This is a genomic window from Nitrosopumilus sp. S4 (genome assembly GCF_054515835.1).
Genome location: NZ_CM137258.1, coordinates 1,270,778 through 1,285,875, shown reverse-complemented (window position 1 = coordinate 1,285,875; position 15,098 = coordinate 1,270,778). Strand labels below are relative to the sequence as shown.

Here is a 15,098-nt window from a genome sequence, read left to right as displayed (position 1 = left end):
TAAATTGGTAAAAATGGTTTTTCTATGTTAGTAACAGTTGATTGGCTCAAAAAAAATATTGATGATCCTAATCTTGTGTTATTAGATACACGTCCAAAAACAATGTATCTTTATGGTCATCTTCCAAAAGCACAATCTCTATCTATTGAGAATGTGATTCAATTTGATCAATTTGGTTCTAATCTAGTTGCAGAAGATGATAAAATAATTTCATTGTTTAGTAGTTTGGGAATTAATGAAACAAAAACTGTAGTGCTAGTTGGTGATTCAATGGATCCATCCGCTGCAAGAATTGCATGGACTTTGATGTATTTTGGACATGACAAAACATTCTTACTTGATGCTAATTACTCTGATTTACAAAAATATGGTTTCGAGTTAACAAAACAGATTATCACTCCAACTCCCACTCTCTTTACAATTAAAAAAAATTCTAAACTTCGAGTTGAAGTAGATTTTTTAAAAGATAATTTGAATTCTTTTGAAATTTTAGACGCTCGAAGCCCTCAAGAATTTATGGGAGGACACCTTCCAAATGCAAAACTGATTCCATTTACCGAAGGAATTGGATATGATGGAAAACTTTTTCGTGATAAAGAGTCCCTCAATGAATTATTCACTCAAAACAATGTATCTTATGATAAAGAGATTGTTTGTTATTGCATGCATGGTCATCGTGCCTCGAGTTTATTGTTACAATTAAAAATTACTGGATTTGAAAATGTTAAACTCTTTGATGGCTCATTCGTTGAGTGGAACGGAAAGAGATTTCCCCTTGAGTAATTTTCTTTTTAGAGTAGTTCCGCACATTGGACATTCTTTTCCTTTTGAGTGATTTGTTCTGCATCCTGGACAATAATGAACCCAAACTCCTACAGCCTCAATCCCACTAGTCATTATTGGGGAAATTTTTAATCCCAAATTTCTACCAACATTTGAAATTGCAAAATCATCACTAATTATCTCCCCCCTTGTTTCAATACCTAGTGCAATTATTGAGATATCTTGTTTTGTTAACTGTTGAAAATCACCCGTATCTTTAGAAGCCTTTATTGCAGCATCTGTAGACTCTTTACTAGGCTCTCTAATTTTTAGCCTATTAGTTTCTAACAAAGTTCCTAAAGCATCCTGGTTTTTCTTTATGTGTTTAATTTCATCATACACTAGTGAAGTTGTATAACAATCACTATCTGATCCAAATGGTACGCCTGCATAAAATGCACTGGCATCTAAAATTCTAAAATCCAAGTTTGCTCATCTGTCTTAGTCCTCGTTTCTTCAATCTAACAAAGACTGCTGGTTTATTATATTTTTTAATTATTATTGGTTCTTCAAACCCAGCTGTCTTAACAACTTGTGCATCCATCACAATGTTGCAATCATGTGAAGAAATGATCTCTATCTTTTCATCTGGGACAACAATTGATTCTAATCTGTATACTGGCGCAACTGGAGTTATAATTAACACATCTAAACTCTCATGCAAAATTGGACCTCCAAGTGAAAATGAATGCCCTGTAGACCCACTAGGTGTTGCAATAATTACACCATCCATTTTCTGCTTTACAGTATCATTTTGAAATTTGATCTCAATTTCTGCTGTTTTTGTAAGATTTGCTCTACTAATGTAAATCTCATTTAATGCCGGTGGAAATTCCTTTCCTCCACAGGTTGCAGTAACTCGTGTTCTTTTATCCAAGAAAAATTTGCCCTTTTCAATTTGATTTAGGGCATTATCAATTTCTTCAAATGTTATCTCAGATAATATGCCTCTGTTTCCTCCAACATTAATAGTTAGAATGGGTGTCTCATTTTGGAGATTTCTAAATACTCGAAGTGTTGTTCCATCTCCCCCTAATGTAATGACTAGATCTAACTTTATTTTTTTCAAATCTTCTAGGGTCTCCATCTGTTTTGTACCCTCAACTTCTATCGGTGAAATTGTATAGACTGTAGATTTTTTAGCCAATAGTTTTTTGGAAACTTCTTTAGCTGCCTTCTCTGAATCCTTAGATCCTACCTTACTTACCACTGCAACTTTCTGAAGTTTCAAGCAGTTCTTCTGAATCCTATTTACATAAAAATGATATTTTTAATTAGTCCTGGAAAAACAATTAAGTATGAAAGCATATCCGTAAAAATCATGACTTACGCACATCCTGAAGTATTAGTTGATACAGAATGGGTTTCAAAAAATCCACCTGATGCAAAAAGAAAACTTGTTGAAGTCGATTATGATCCTGTAAATGGTTATCAAAAAGGTCACATTAATGGTGCCACCCTGATTTGGTGGAAACGTGACATTAATGATCCTGTAACTCGAGATATTATTGGTAAAAAACAGTTTGAAGCACTAATGGCAAAAAATGGAATCTCTACTGATTCTGAAGTAATACTTTATGGTGATTTTAACAATTGGTTTGCAGCATTTGTTTTTTGGGTTTTCAAATACTATGGACATGAAAATCTCAAAATAATGAATGGTGGAAGAAAAAAATGGGAATTAGAAAATAGGGATTATACAACTGATGAGCCCCAAGTAACTCCAACAACATATTCTGCACAACCTCCTGATGAGGGACTTCGTGCATATCTATTTGATGTTAGTAGAGCATTAGGAAAAGAAGATACAGTAATGGTTGATGTAAGATCTCCTGCAGAATTTTCTGGGCAAATTACTGCTCCTCCAGAATATCCCATGGAACACGCACAACGTGGTGGACATATTCCACATGCAAATAATATCCCATGGGCAACTGCTGTTAATGATGCTGATGGAACATTCAAAGCAGTTGAAGAACTAAGACAAAATTATGAACCAAAGGGTGTGACACCAGACAAAGATGTAATTTGTTATTGTAGAATTGGAGAAAGATCTTCTCATAGTTGGTTTGTTCTAAAATATTTACTTGGATACCCAAAGGTTCGAAACTATGATGGTTCTTGGACTGAATGGGGAAATATGATAGGAAATCCAGTGGAAAAATAAATTGCTATTAGACCTTCCTGTATTAGAGAAAGGATCTTTTTATTTTGTAAAAGACGGGGAAGATGATCTAATTTTAGAAGACAAGACAAAACGTGGTCTTGAAATTAAAGAAACATCCATTGATGAAAAAACTAACGTAATGGCAGATAAGGGAATGATTCATGATATGGATGGAATTGGACACTGGGTGGTAATTCGTTGGTATTTTCCAAAAACGTCTTTTAATCTATCTAAAGTAATGGTTCACGCAGAAGATATGGAACAAAAATATACCAAGCTACGAGAACTAACATGTCCTGACGATGATGACTGATAACCTTTTTAAATAAAATCAATTCATTAAAATCAAATGTCCTTACTTCTCAAAGATCGAGTTTGGTCAATGGAGGCTCCAACAGCTAAACGTGGCGTTTATCCATTACATGGTTTCAAACTTGGACTTTACAGATTACCAATAAAACTAGAAGATCCTGTTGAACTAAAATCTGTTCATGATGGACTCAAAAAGGCATTTGAAATGGACATGTATGCAGATAGAATTTTTGCAACATACCGCTGGAAAGAACAAAACATGGATGATCCTGATGCAAAAGGATACGAAGAAGTTGAATTATCTGTAACCGTTGAAATTGTTTCTGGTGAAGTCGTAGATATTATTTATCAAATATTTCCTATTGAAAAATTTGGAGATCCAAATTGGGTTAAGGATTATAGAAAAAAGGCAGACCATTTTGCAAAAATGGTTATTGATACTATTCTTAGAAACACAATCCTAGCCGATAAAATGATCTCTTACTTTGTAAAATCTGAGAAAATTTCAGAAGTTGCAGCTATTCAAAAGCTCGAAGAACTAACCCCTCTTGCAAAAATTGTTCTTGGCGCAAAACCAAAACCAGTTGAAGCAAATGAAGATGAGATTGAAGAAGATGACAGCGAAATTGAAATTCCAGATGGTGCAAAGCCTGGACCAATTGACGTTGAATTCAAATCAAAAATGAAACCATCAGCCGTATATGAAGCACCAGAGCACACAATCAAAACATGGGGTAGAAGAGGAACCAGTAACGCTATACTTGGTGTGTGGGGAGAATTTGTTTCTGTAGATTATGATATTTGTATTGCAGATGGAGGATGCATTGAAGCATGTCCTGTTGGTGTGTATGAATGGTTTGACACTCCTGGCAATCCTGCATCAGAGAAGAAACCATTAATGTCAAAAGAACCTGATTGTATCTTCTGTCTTGCATGTGAGGGTGTATGTCCTCCTCAGGCAATCAAGATCTTTGAACAAAAATAAATTAAAATTTTTGCAAGTATAAATAGCGATTAGTAATTCAGTGAGACTAGGGACATGGCAATCAACCCTTTCACACAATTGATCTTTGATCTATTCATTTTATCCGCTATTATTATCACAGCATATACTTGCAATTTTTACTATCTGGCATTTTTATCAAGAAAAAGAAAAGATGTTTTATCTCCAACTGATTGGGGAACACCATCCATAACAATTCAACTTCCAATATACAATGAAAAGTATGTTGCAAAAAGACTTGTGGATTCTGTTTGTCATTTGGATTACCCTCAAGATAAAATGAGGATTATGGTTTTAGATGATTCTGACGATGATACTGTGGAATTACTTAGAGATGTAGTTGATGATTACAAGAAAAAAGGATTTTGCATTGAGCATGTACGTAGAGGTACAAGAAATGGGTACAAAGCAGGTGCCCTAAAACATGCAATGCAAAGTACTGATACTGAACTTGTTGCTATCTTTGATGCTGATTTTATTCCCCCTTCTTGGTTTCTTAAAAGAGCAATTCCTCACTTTTCAAAACCAAATATTGGACTTGTACAATGTAGATGGGGTCACGTCAATGAAAACTATTCTGCAATCACTCAAGCACAAGCACTATCACTTGATTTTCACTTTCTCATAGAGCAAAAGGCAAAAAGTAATTCTCATTTGTTTATGAATTTTAATGGTACTGCAGGTATCTGGAAGCGTAGTTGTATTGAAGATGCCGGAGGTTGGCATACTGCAACACTTGTAGAGGATTTAGATCTTAGTTATAGAGCACAAATGAAGGGATGGAAGTGTGTCTTTCTACCTGACATTGTAGTTGATGCTGAATTACCTGTTCAGATGAATGCAGCAAAAAGACAACAGTTTCGTTGGGCTAAAGGTTCTATTCAATGTGCAATTAAACTACTAACTGATATTGCTCTAAAACGTAAAGTTGCAATAGAGGCTAAAATTCAAGCATTTATTCAATTAACTAGACACATCGTATACCCATTAATGCTAATACAATTTTTGGCATTGCCTATATTGTTAGCCGGAAACGTTAATCTTTATGTGATTAGCTTTCTTCCTGCATTAACTATTGCAACATATCTTGCAATGGGACCTGGGGCATACATAATGATTATTCAAAGTATGTATCACAAATCCTGGAAATCAAAAGCAAAGATTCTTCCTGCATTGCTAGTCTATAATGCTGGAATGTCTGTAAACAACACCGTAGCAGTATTTGATGCAGTTCTGGGAAAAAAGAATGAATTTCTTAGAACTCCAAAATATGGTGTCCTAAAGACAAAAGATGACTGGAAAGATAATGCATACAATTTACCCTTCTCACAGGTAACATTACTTGAGATTTTCTTTGGTGTTTATGGTGTTTTGGGAATTTTCATCTCAATTTTTTCAAATAATCCTATATTTGCTCCAATTATTGGTCTTCAAACCATTGGATTCTTCTATATTGCTTACATGAGTCTATCTCATACGCGATTTAAAAGAAATAAATCAAGTAATCCTGTACCAAAAACTAAGAAGGAAAAAATGGCAAATACTGTTTACAAACTTTCCATGATTGGAATTGTTGCAATAATTATTTTTGGAGGCTTTATGGCAATTAATGGATACAATACTGATATCTATCCCCTTGATAGAATTCGTGGTCATCTTGATGGAATTGTTGGTTCTTCAGATCCTACTGCAATCCGTAACCATCTTTTAGCAATTCAAACTGATTTGGCAATAGTCATGGAAAAAGTACCTGAGATAACTGATGCCAATGGTGAAGTAATTTCTAAAAACCCTGTTTGGATATTTGCTACTGAATCTACAAATTTGCTTAGAATACAAAATGATGTAAACACAATGATTGCAAGCATTGATAAAATTTCAACCGTACCAAAGGATAGTTCAGCATATCATACAGGGATGCTTGATCTTAATGATAGGGCCTTGCTGTTGAGAACCAATATTATGGATGCAACCCCATACATGTATGTCAGTGTTGCAAACATTATGTTTGGAACAATTTGGATTGCAGGAATATTAGGAATATTTGCAGCTCTTAAGAGAAAGAAAGAGCAACTTAAACTTGCAGATGAAACTGGCGTCTAAGAAATATTCAAATCTTTTCTAATCTCATCTACAGCTCTAATACCGTAGATGTCTCTAATTTGTTGAATTCTTACAGATTCTTTTAACATGTCTCTACCAATTGCATTTGTTAATATTGAATATACATCGCTAAATCTAATCTCCCACTTGTCTGCACAGTCTAATATTTTTCCAACTGCCCATTGTCTTACTTCATGTGGTAAAGGAATTTTTTCACCTGACTCTATTGAAATTCTATCAAACAAATTAACAATATCTGATGTCTGTGATGCCATATTTTCTAGATCTTTTGTATCACCATATTTTGATTCTGCATTCATTCTAATGTTTGATTGATACTCTGATAGTTTTAACAAAGCCATCATCTCTTTAGAAGAATCACTTGATGACTTGCTAGTAAAATTTTTGACTGATTGCATCTCTTCAAATAATTTCTCAGACTTTTTATGAAATTCAGCAGTTGAAGCATCTTGCCTTTTTAGAACATCTGACACAGAGGCTATTTTTTGTTCAATACTGTTTGTTTTATCAAATACATTTGCTTTGAAACTGGAGAAATCCTCCTGAACTGATTTTAGACCTTCTCCAACAAATGCTGTTGAGTCTGCTCTTTTAGCAAGTGAGCCTATCTCAGTCTCAATTTTATCTATTTTTCCTCCTAATTCCTTGATTGATTCTAAACTTAGATTATCAATGGAATTTGCTTTAGCTGATACTGTTTCAAATTGTTGTTTTAGACCATCAATAACTCCACCAAGAGAATCCATCTTTGAGGCTTTGGCAGAAATTGCATCAATAGTTACTTTGATTGCCTCAAGTTCTGCATTAAGATTTGATGTTGACATTACCCCTTCTGTAATCTTTTCAAATTCTTGTTTGAGACTTTCAATAATCTTATTTCCAGTATCTAATTGTGCTGTTTTTCCTGAGATTTCCTCGATACTATTTTTTAGCTTCTCTATTTCAGAACCAATATCTTTAAAGGATTCTGTTTTACCAGAAACTTTTCTGAGATCATCTCTTACTTCATCAATTCTTTGTGCAATTTTAATTATCATTTGAGAGTTATTCTTAATAGAATTCATACTCTCTTCAACTTGTTCTGATAATTCTTGAGATTTTGATGATTTCTGTAATTCTGAAATTCTGTTAATCTCTTCTTGTAGCTTTGTAGTTTGATCATTTATTTTGGTAACTAGATTAGTTTGATTTCTAACTTGATTAAGACCTGCATAGAGTTTTTGCGTGTCATCTTCAATAATGTTGATTTGTTTTGATTGCTTTTGAATATGTTCAAGTGTTGATGCTAAAGTATCAATCATTCCTTTCATGGATACGAGAACTTTTTGATTATCTCCAAAAATTTTTGTCATTACCTTGATTTCCTTTTGTAATGCTTTGTTGGAGTCTGATACTGATGCTACTTTTTTGAGTATGGCTGAAGGGGTAGGTTCTCTCTTTGGAGTTTTTGTAGTTTTTTTCTGTGATTTTGTAGCCATGTAAGTTAAATTATAAAATTGATGATAAAAAAGTTAGGTCTAAAATAAAAAATGTAAAGAGTTACTTGTTTACAACTTCTGGTGCATGAAGTAACTCATGAAAGGTCTTCTCAGCTAACCCGTTAGCCGTCTCGATAAACCCCTGTGTACAATATTCACATTGAATCATATAGTACGGTATGGTACCGTACTATTAATACTCGGGTAATTACATCGTTACCAGTTATGCAGTCAGATACCCCAGGTCATATCTCTACATTTTATTCAGTTGACCTAATCATCATTCTACACAGACAGTATTTTATCTTGGCATAAAGACGTTAAAGATTCTTGAATATGTTGAGCCTGTATTTTTTAATTTTATTTTTAATATCTTGATTTTTAATAATCATTTTTAAAGAAATTTGTTAATTGATAGCATGAATAACATTTCTCTTCAACTAGATTCTGGTAATATTCAAAGTTCTCTTAACAATACTGTAACTAGTTTAATTGAGCAGATCACTCCAGAACTTCCTCACACTAGTTTTGTTACTGATTTGGCATTTATCATGATTATTGGTGCAGTAGTAACTCTTGCGTTTTTTAAAATTAAACAACCTTTGATAATTGGATATCTTTTTGCAGGAATGCTTATTGGACCTCTATCTCCATTGTGGTCTTGGATCTTACCTGAAGGTGGACCTTCTAGTGATGTATTGGAAGGGGTTGGAATTTTATCTGATATCTCTGCACTGAATCTTTTTTCAGAGATTGGTGTTATCCTACTTCTTTTTGTAATAGGAATTGAATTTCCTTATGCAAAAATTCGAAATATTGGTAGAGTTGCAATAGGTGTTGGAACTATTGGATTATTTTCTACATTAGCAGTTATATTTTATACTGCAATTGCGCTTGGATTAAATTTTATGGATTCATTATTCATTGCAGCAGCATTATCCATTTCAAGTACTGCAATAATTGTTAAAATTTTAGAAGAGATGGGAAGAATAAGAAAAGAATCATCCATTCTAGTTTTGGGAATATTGATTGTTGAAGACGTAATTGCTGTAATTTTGATATCATCATTACAATCTATTGCACTAGTTGGAACTGTATCAATTGAATCCGTCGTCGTTGTTGTATTGGTGGCAACTGGTCTTATTGTTGGCACATTTACCGTTGGCACACGTGTAATTCCACCTCTTATTGATAGAGTAGCTGCTGCTGAGCATAGAGAAATTTTACTTCTTAGTGTTCTAGGAGTATGTTTTGGGTATGCCCTATTTGCTAACATAGTTGGATTGTCTGTTGCAATTGGAGCATTTTTAGCAGGTGTATTAGTTGCTGAATCAAAATCAGCTGAAGTTGCAAAACTTCTTTCTAGTCCAATTAAAGACATGTTTGTGGCAATTTTCTTTATCTCCGTAGGTGCTCTAATGGATGTTTCACATATTGGGGATTATATTGTAATAGCTATAATTTTGATTGCAGTTGCAACTGGAATGAAATTTGGAGGAAATATGATTGGAAATATTCTGTTTAGGCAAAAAAGAGTAAAATCTATTCGTTCTGCGTTTACATTAGCTGCACCTAGAGGTGAATTCTCTATTGTAATAGTAAAAGCTGGTGTGGATATTGGTGCAGTAAGTGCATTTTTGTTCCCACTGATAGGGATTATTTCTATAATTACTGCATTTATTTCTCCCTTTTTGATAAAGGCTGGAGATAAAATTATACCACTAGTGGATGATAAAAAAAATGTCTGATGAATTAAAGAGATTGCTTGAGCAAGTCCATGATGGAATCACTACTTTTGATTTTGATGGAAAAGAAATCCCATGTATTGTAATTGAAGAAAACAAATATGATGCAATGTTATCAAAAGTTGCTGGAAAATCACTTGCAATTAATACTGATTTAAATATTTTACAGGATGGATTGGGAAATGTTTTTGTTGAGATTGTATTGACATTTTCAACTGGAAATATTGTTGAAAAGTATCTAGTTAATGCAAATAAAGATCTTGAATTTTTTAAAATACTTGCAAAAACTTCAATGCTTGCCTTGTCATCTCCAAAGTCTCAATATGGCAAAGACAATGTCTTTATGATTCAACTGCCTCGCCCAGAAAAAGCAATTGATGCCTTGGAAATAATTCAAAATGCTTTGATCCCAAAAAATCAATGATAAATGGTGCAGTTACCGGGATTTGAACCCGGGTCACGAACTTGGCAAGCTCGAATATTAACCAAACTGTACTATAACTGCAACAATCCTACAGGCTGAATTTGGATATTAAACTGTTTTTAACTAATTCAAAGACGATAAGATATGGATGAAATTCTTTTTAAAAAAATTGAACAAAAAATTCATGATACCATTTCAAATAAAGATGAGATTAAACAATTGATCAAGATTCTATCTGATATTGATAATTCGAAATCGTTTGCAATGGGAATTATTGTTGGACGATTATACAACTCATTTTACTATCAAACAAAAAGAATTCTAAATCGTGAACCAACAAAAGATGAGTTTGAAGAATTTTTAGTTTTTATTAAAAACAAGAAATCTGATTTAGAAAACTTATGGTGATTCTTTATTCCAATCAATAACTTTGATTGTTGGGGTCCCTGGTAATTTTACACATGAACTTTTTAGTGCTTTTTTTGCAGCCTCTAAATGTGCATCACCATTTACGTATAATTCCATAATGCATTGTCCTTGTTTTACTCTTGCACCTAAACTAACAGCTTTTCCCCATGATCTTCTCATTCCTTCTGAAACTCTATCTGCACCAGCAGTTGCAATTTGCTTGTTTTCTCTTAGAAGGTTATGTGGATAAATTCTCAGTCTTGAATAGTATCCTGATTCCCCAGTTGTTTGCTCTAGTGTTTTGTTTGCTGCCAATCTGGCTGATTCAATTGCCATGTGTCTGATTTGCATCTTTTCATTTAGGAGTAGTTGAACACAATATTGGTAAGTTCCTCTTTTTCCACCTTGAAATTTTGCAATTTTGATCTGAGGTTTACCTTTGATGTACTCTTTTCTTGTAAACACTTGACCTGTTGCAGTTCTGTAATTGGCACCATGCATGATAACCTCAAACCAGAATGCCCATATTTTAACGGTTAGACAAGACTCATTCGTATTCTCCAATGCTTATATGGAAATCCTTTGATTTTCTCATCAATATGGAAGAAACGCCCCTAGTTGCTGGTGAATTGATTTCAGATCAAGTCTGTATATCTGATAAGAAAATGATTCATGAATTAGATCAAAAAGGATATGGTGAAATTGAAAAAAATAAAATGTATTTGAAACAATTTGAATCTCTTTACCTGCTTTATGCAAATAGGCTTAATCTCAAGAAAAACAAAAAAGAGATTGATTTTGATTCTTTTATGAGTATTTGTCAAAAAACCGATTCTGACATTTTAACAAAATTTCTGATTTATCGTGATTTGCGAAATCGTGGCTATGTTGTAAAAGACGGATTTGGATTCGGTTCTGATTTTCGTGTCTATGAAAGGGGTCACTTTGGTGAAAAGGGTGCTAAATTTCTAATCTTTGGATTAAATGAGGGACAACAAGAAAAGATTGGTTTGCTTCAAAAAAAGATTGAAGAGATTACTCAAATGGGAAAAGAACCAATTATTGCAGTAATTGAGAGACGTGGTGAAGTGATTTATTATAAGATTAACCGAATGAACTTTCCTGAAAACAAAGCTCGATTAGAAGAATCCTTTAACCTCTAATCCTGCATTATCCATTCAGATGAATATTTTAAAAGATTACTCTCTTCTGCATACATAAAGTCATAAACTTCTACATACTTTGTCTTGTTCTGCCATAATTCCTCAAAATCTTTCATCTTTCGTTCAACGCGAGATTTATCATTCCAAGAAGTAAAGACATCTACTGATTCAAAATCTCTTGTTTGTGTGGAAAATGATTCTCTTGATGTTCCTGTAAATGCCACTGCATGGTCGTGCTCATCTCTAAAGATTCCAATTCTCTCTGAGAATGAATTTGCAACTTGCTCTGAATTGGGAATTGCAATCTTTAATTCTATTTGACCATTATTTACAATGTCTTGAAGTTTTTGGATTTTGGTATTTTTGATAAATGTTCCTTCAAATGACTTTGTATATTTTTCTGAAAATAGTTTTGTAAATAGATTCAAATCCTCTGTTCTGAATCTATGTCCTGTGATCATTCTTATTTTTGCCTTACCTCCAGCAAAATTGTCAAAAGCCATTGAAATTGTGATCAGAGTCTGAATCGATAAAAAATCTACACATCTATCATACTCTATGCAATTACTCAAACAAGGAAAGAAAAACTCTGTAACAATATCGTCTATGTCAGAACGATACTCTTCCTTGAGCTCAATATCTCTTAATCCCAACAATGACCGTTAAGGATTTTCTTATTTAAAGAAACAATTTTGATTATTTGAAATGCTCTTACGTGGTTCTATTTTTTGATTTGTTTAACTATCAAAACTTTACATTTTGATTTTGTTACTACCTCTAAAGCAACACTTCCAAGCACCAATTTTTTAAAACCTGATCTGCCATGAGATCCCATAATAATCAAATCTATGTTATGACTTTCAGCAAATGAAAGAATTCCATTTGCAGTAGAAGGATTATGAACAAGTTCAACTAAAATGGACATATTTTCACCCAAATTGGAATTTTTTATTTTATTTAAATCATCTCTTGCCTTACTCTCTACTTCATCATGTACTTCCTGAGCACGTGACCATGACATCCCAGATGTATTTGTGTCGTTTCCAATTATGGTCAACAAAGTTATTTTTGAATCAAATTTTTTTGAAATTTCTAATGCCTCTCTAAATGCTAAATCTGAATAATCTGTAAAATCGTGAGGAACAAGAATATTTTTCAATACTATAATTGTTATACTTTCAAATATTAACATATGTAAAAAATCAAAGTTAATACTGTTATTGATATATTTGATTTCAGCAGATGTAGTGTTTCAAGGAAAATTGCTGAAAATGCAACTTTCCATGTAATCGATATAGAGAAGATATGGATAGAAATTTTGAGTACATGTCACCTTTTAATTTTAAATTAAGATAAACTATTGATTATCAAAACTAATAATCATCTTTTAGAATAAATAGAAAACTACCATCCTATTGTGTATGGGAAATAAGAGAATCATGGTTTGTTTGGATGGATCAAAGAATTCTCTGCGAGGATTAGATAAGGCAATTTCGTTTGCAAAACTATCAGATGCTGTAATTATTGGGGTTCATAGTGATACAAGTTTTAGTGCATTTTCTGCGGTTCGTGCCCCTATACTTCCAGAGGAAAAATGGAATGATGAAGCTGCAAAATTAATGAATGTTGCAAAGAAAAAAGTAGAACAAAATAAGATTAAATTCGAAGGGGTGGTTATTGGGGGTCATACTTCAGGTATTGATTTAACCACATTTGCCAACAACCCTGCAAACAAGATTGATCAAATTGTTATAGGTTCAAGGGGAATGGGATTCCCAAAGGAGTTGTTTTTTGGAAGTACGTCAAATTTCGTGTTACATAAGGCAAAAGCTCCTGTAACCATTGTGAAATAATTTTCATGCCCATCTATGTCCATTCCCATCGCAAGATGTGGATAAATCCCAGTCTGTCAATTCTGTAAAAAACCCATTAGGGACTTTCACTATCTAGTTAAAATCATGGTGCTCCCATCGGGATTTGAACCCGAGTCACTGCCTTGAGAGGGCAGTATGCTTAACCGGACTACACTATAGGAGCTTGTTGAAAACCAAATCAAATCTCAATTTAAAGGAAATGTTTTGACTTTGAATGAATTTGTAAAACTTTCTGAGTTGGATCCTTTAAAGAAAATTTATTCTATACCAATATGTGGATTTCAAAAAATTAATTGCAGAACAAGAATTCTCTGATTTCCCTATTGGTATTGGAGGCTGCAAAAATTCTGACATTAGTTTTGATATATGCCCTATTGATGTTTGTGTTTTTGATGGAAAAAATGAAACTGACAAAATTATCCAATACGATGGCAAACCACTTGTAATTCATCATGTATCCTTATCTGAAAAAAAATCTGAGAACCTTCTAAAATTTGATAAACTACAGATTATTCAAGATGAGTCTTGGGAATTGAGAATGCTGTTATCTAAAATTAATGAAAAACGTTCTCTGCTTTTTACAGATTTTGCAAAGAACTGTCTGATCGAATCCCAGTTTTGTTGTCAGAAAACAAAAGAAGCAATAGAATCCTCTAATGCCTTTGCACCTTGTTGGCAAAAATGCGCATCGTACTATTTGGCTGATGCCATATCTGCAATTAACCACCTGCAATCAAGACCTTCACATATGTTGGAATCTCTTAGAAAATTAGCTAAAAATAATATCAATGAACACATTTCTATTGTTACACAAACAGTTGGAATAGAAAGAGCAATTCCATCTTTGCTTGAGAGAATGCTAAAATCAACTATCGGGTTCTCTGATTTAGTTGAAAAAAATGACCATTCCAAAATTATTCAGGCAAAGCACGATTATTTTTTAAAAAATTCTATGCTGTCTGATTGCTATTTTTATTTGGGATACATCAACAAGGAAAATTTTGTTAAAGTAAAAGATGCATTGAATAGGGAGCCTGATCTTATCTATATTCTAAAGATAGCCTTTGATGTTGAGGCTGATTCTAATCTATTACTGCAGCATGCAAACCTTGTTCAAAAATCATCCAACGATATACTTGAGATAATTTCAAAAAAATAGCGTTCTTGAAATATGTACTAACCTTTTAAAACAAGTAATATTACTGATTAATCATGGTAGATCAAGCATGTGGATGCGAAGCAGAAAGCGGCGATCCAGATTACTCATGTGATTGTGCTATGCAAGGTCATTGTATATGCAGTGCAGATTGCAAATGCTCAACCGACGTTTGTAAAGAAGCTGTCGGACAATTATAATTCGATAGTTACTTTCAATCTTATTTTTTCTTTTTATGATTATTCTTCTTCTTGCTCAAAGCCCCATGATTTTACTAATTCTTTTTGGAACTTGTCAGATTGTTTTTCATCAAGTGCAAATCCACAATTTTTGTGGGTTGGTACTACTGTCATCCCATCTAGTTTGAATTCAACTTCAAAGAGGTGAACTTTAGAACATTCGCACATTTCTGGAATAACTGA

At 33.3% G+C, this 15,098-nt stretch carries 19 protein-coding genes and 2 tRNA genes; 12 read left to right on the top strand and 9 right to left on the bottom strand.

Annotated elements, in window-relative coordinates:
- Positions 1-24: 24 nt before the first annotated feature.
- Positions 25-783, top strand: a complete 759-nt coding sequence (locus ACX119_RS07580) for a sulfurtransferase (protein ID WP_459350673.1) — start codon at positions 25-27, stop codon at positions 781-783.
- On the opposite strand, the gene ACX119_RS07575 is transcribed toward ACX119_RS07580, so the two are convergent.
- Together ACX119_RS07575 and ACX119_RS07570 are read right to left on the bottom strand one after the other, a co-directional pair.
- The gene (locus ACX119_RS07575) at positions 742-1,248 is read right to left on the bottom strand and encodes an NOB1 family endonuclease (RefSeq protein ID WP_459350672.1); all 507 of its coding nucleotides are present in this window, start codon (positions 1,246-1,248) and stop codon (positions 742-744) included. The genes ACX119_RS07580 and ACX119_RS07575 overlap by 42 nt on opposite strands.
- The gene (locus ACX119_RS07570) at positions 1,238-2,053 is read right to left on the bottom strand and encodes an NAD(+)/NADH kinase (RefSeq protein WP_459350671.1); all 816 of its coding nucleotides are present in this window, start codon (positions 2,051-2,053) and stop codon (positions 1,238-1,240) included. The genes ACX119_RS07575 and ACX119_RS07570 overlap by 11 nt, the downstream gene beginning before the upstream one ends.
- 90 nt (positions 2,054-2,143) lie before the next feature.
- Between ACX119_RS07570 and ACX119_RS07565 the strand changes: the two genes are divergently transcribed.
- The 4 genes from ACX119_RS07565 to ACX119_RS07550 are packed head-to-tail and all read left to right on the top strand — an operon-like array spanning position 2,144 to position 6,407.
- Positions 2,144-2,989 (top strand): sulfurtransferase, encoded by an 846-nt coding sequence (locus ACX119_RS07565; protein WP_459350670.1) that lies wholly within the window; start codon positions 2,144-2,146, stop codon positions 2,987-2,989.
- Between the two features lies 1 nt (position 2,990).
- Positions 2,991-3,302: a hypothetical protein gene (locus ACX119_RS07560; protein WP_459350669.1), complete on the top strand. Its 312-nt coding sequence runs from the start codon at positions 2,991-2,993 to the stop codon at positions 3,300-3,302.
- Between the two features lie 36 nt (positions 3,303-3,338).
- Positions 3,339-4,286 (top strand): 4Fe-4S binding protein, encoded by a 948-nt coding sequence (locus tag ACX119_RS07555; protein WP_459350668.1) that lies wholly within the window; start codon positions 3,339-3,341, stop codon positions 4,284-4,286.
- Between the two features lie 54 nt (positions 4,287-4,340).
- The gene (locus tag ACX119_RS07550) at positions 4,341-6,407 is read left to right on the top strand and encodes a cellulose synthase family protein (protein WP_459350667.1); all 2,067 of its coding nucleotides are present in this window, start codon (positions 4,341-4,343) and stop codon (positions 6,405-6,407) included.
- On the opposite strand, the gene ACX119_RS07545 is transcribed toward ACX119_RS07550, so the two are convergent.
- Entirely contained in the window at positions 6,404-7,906 is a 1,503-nt protein-coding gene (locus tag ACX119_RS07545; protein ID WP_459350666.1) for a chemotaxis protein, read from the bottom strand. The genes ACX119_RS07550 and ACX119_RS07545 overlap by 4 nt on opposite strands.
- Positions 7,907-8,325: 419 nt before the next feature.
- On the opposite strand from ACX119_RS07545, the gene ACX119_RS07540 reads away from it, so the two are divergent.
- Both ACX119_RS07540 and ACX119_RS07535 read left to right on the top strand, forming a co-directional pair.
- Entirely contained in the window at positions 8,326-9,654 is a 1,329-nt protein-coding gene (locus ACX119_RS07540) for a cation:proton antiporter domain-containing protein (protein WP_459350665.1), read from the top strand.
- The gene (locus tag ACX119_RS07535; protein ID WP_459350664.1) at positions 9,647-10,075 is read left to right on the top strand and encodes a hypothetical protein; all 429 of its coding nucleotides are present in this window, start codon (positions 9,647-9,649) and stop codon (positions 10,073-10,075) included. Before ACX119_RS07540 ends, ACX119_RS07535 begins: the two co-directional genes overlap by 8 nt.
- Positions 10,076-10,079: 4 nt before the next feature.
- On the opposite strand, the gene ACX119_RS07530 is transcribed toward ACX119_RS07535, so the two are convergent.
- Positions 10,080-10,156: transfer RNA gene (locus ACX119_RS07530), tRNA-Gly, on the bottom strand.
- Between the two features lie 63 nt (positions 10,157-10,219).
- Here ACX119_RS07530 and ACX119_RS07525 point away from each other — a divergent pair.
- The gene (locus ACX119_RS07525) at positions 10,220-10,483 is read left to right on the top strand and encodes a hypothetical protein (protein ID WP_459350663.1); all 264 of its coding nucleotides are present in this window, start codon (positions 10,220-10,222) and stop codon (positions 10,481-10,483) included.
- Here ACX119_RS07525 and ACX119_RS07520 read toward each other — a convergent pair.
- Complete coding sequence (locus tag ACX119_RS07520; protein ID WP_459350662.1) at positions 10,475-10,984, bottom strand: 50S ribosomal protein L16; 510 nt, start codon at positions 10,982-10,984, stop codon at positions 10,475-10,477. The genes ACX119_RS07525 and ACX119_RS07520 overlap by 9 nt on opposite strands.
- A gap of 98 nt (positions 10,985-11,082) precedes the next feature.
- On the opposite strand from ACX119_RS07520, the gene endA reads away from it, so the two are divergent.
- The gene (gene endA / locus ACX119_RS07515; protein WP_459350661.1) at positions 11,083-11,646 is read left to right on the top strand and encodes a tRNA-intron lyase; all 564 of its coding nucleotides are present in this window, start codon (positions 11,083-11,085) and stop codon (positions 11,644-11,646) included.
- Here the strand turns inward: endA and ACX119_RS07510 are convergent.
- Both ACX119_RS07510 and ACX119_RS07505 read right to left on the bottom strand, forming a co-directional pair.
- On the bottom strand, positions 11,643-12,299 hold the full coding sequence (locus ACX119_RS07510; protein WP_459350660.1) for a DNA repair helicase: 657 nt from the start codon (positions 12,297-12,299) through the stop codon (positions 11,643-11,645). The genes endA and ACX119_RS07510 overlap by 4 nt on opposite strands.
- Positions 12,300-12,367: 68 nt before the next feature.
- The gene (locus tag ACX119_RS07505; RefSeq protein WP_459350659.1) at positions 12,368-12,805 is read right to left on the bottom strand and encodes a universal stress protein; all 438 of its coding nucleotides are present in this window, start codon (positions 12,803-12,805) and stop codon (positions 12,368-12,370) included.
- Positions 12,806-13,067: 262 nt separating this feature from the next.
- Here ACX119_RS07505 and ACX119_RS07500 point away from each other — a divergent pair, with 262 nt between their 5' ends.
- Entirely contained in the window at positions 13,068-13,499 is a 432-nt protein-coding gene (locus ACX119_RS07500; RefSeq protein ID WP_459350658.1) for a universal stress protein, read from the top strand.
- Positions 13,500-13,605: 106 nt separating this feature from the next.
- Here the strand turns inward: ACX119_RS07500 and ACX119_RS07495 are convergent.
- A tRNA-Glu gene (locus tag ACX119_RS07495) sits at positions 13,606-13,683 on the bottom strand.
- 111 nt (positions 13,684-13,794) lie between these two features.
- Between ACX119_RS07495 and ACX119_RS07490 the strand changes: the two genes are divergently transcribed.
- Complete coding sequence (locus tag ACX119_RS07490; protein ID WP_459350657.1) at positions 13,795-14,679, top strand: DNA ligase-like domain-containing protein; 885 nt, start codon at positions 13,795-13,797, stop codon at positions 14,677-14,679.
- 53 nt (positions 14,680-14,732) lie between these two features.
- Entirely contained in the window at positions 14,733-14,876 is a 144-nt protein-coding gene (locus ACX119_RS07485) for a hypothetical protein (protein WP_459350656.1), read from the top strand.
- 39 nt (positions 14,877-14,915) lie between these two features.
- Here the strand turns inward: ACX119_RS07485 and ACX119_RS07480 are convergent, their stop codons facing one another.
- Positions 14,916-15,083: a hypothetical protein gene (locus ACX119_RS07480; RefSeq protein WP_459350655.1), complete on the bottom strand. Its 168-nt coding sequence runs from the start codon at positions 15,081-15,083 to the stop codon at positions 14,916-14,918.
- Positions 15,084-15,098: the final 15 nt, after the last annotated feature.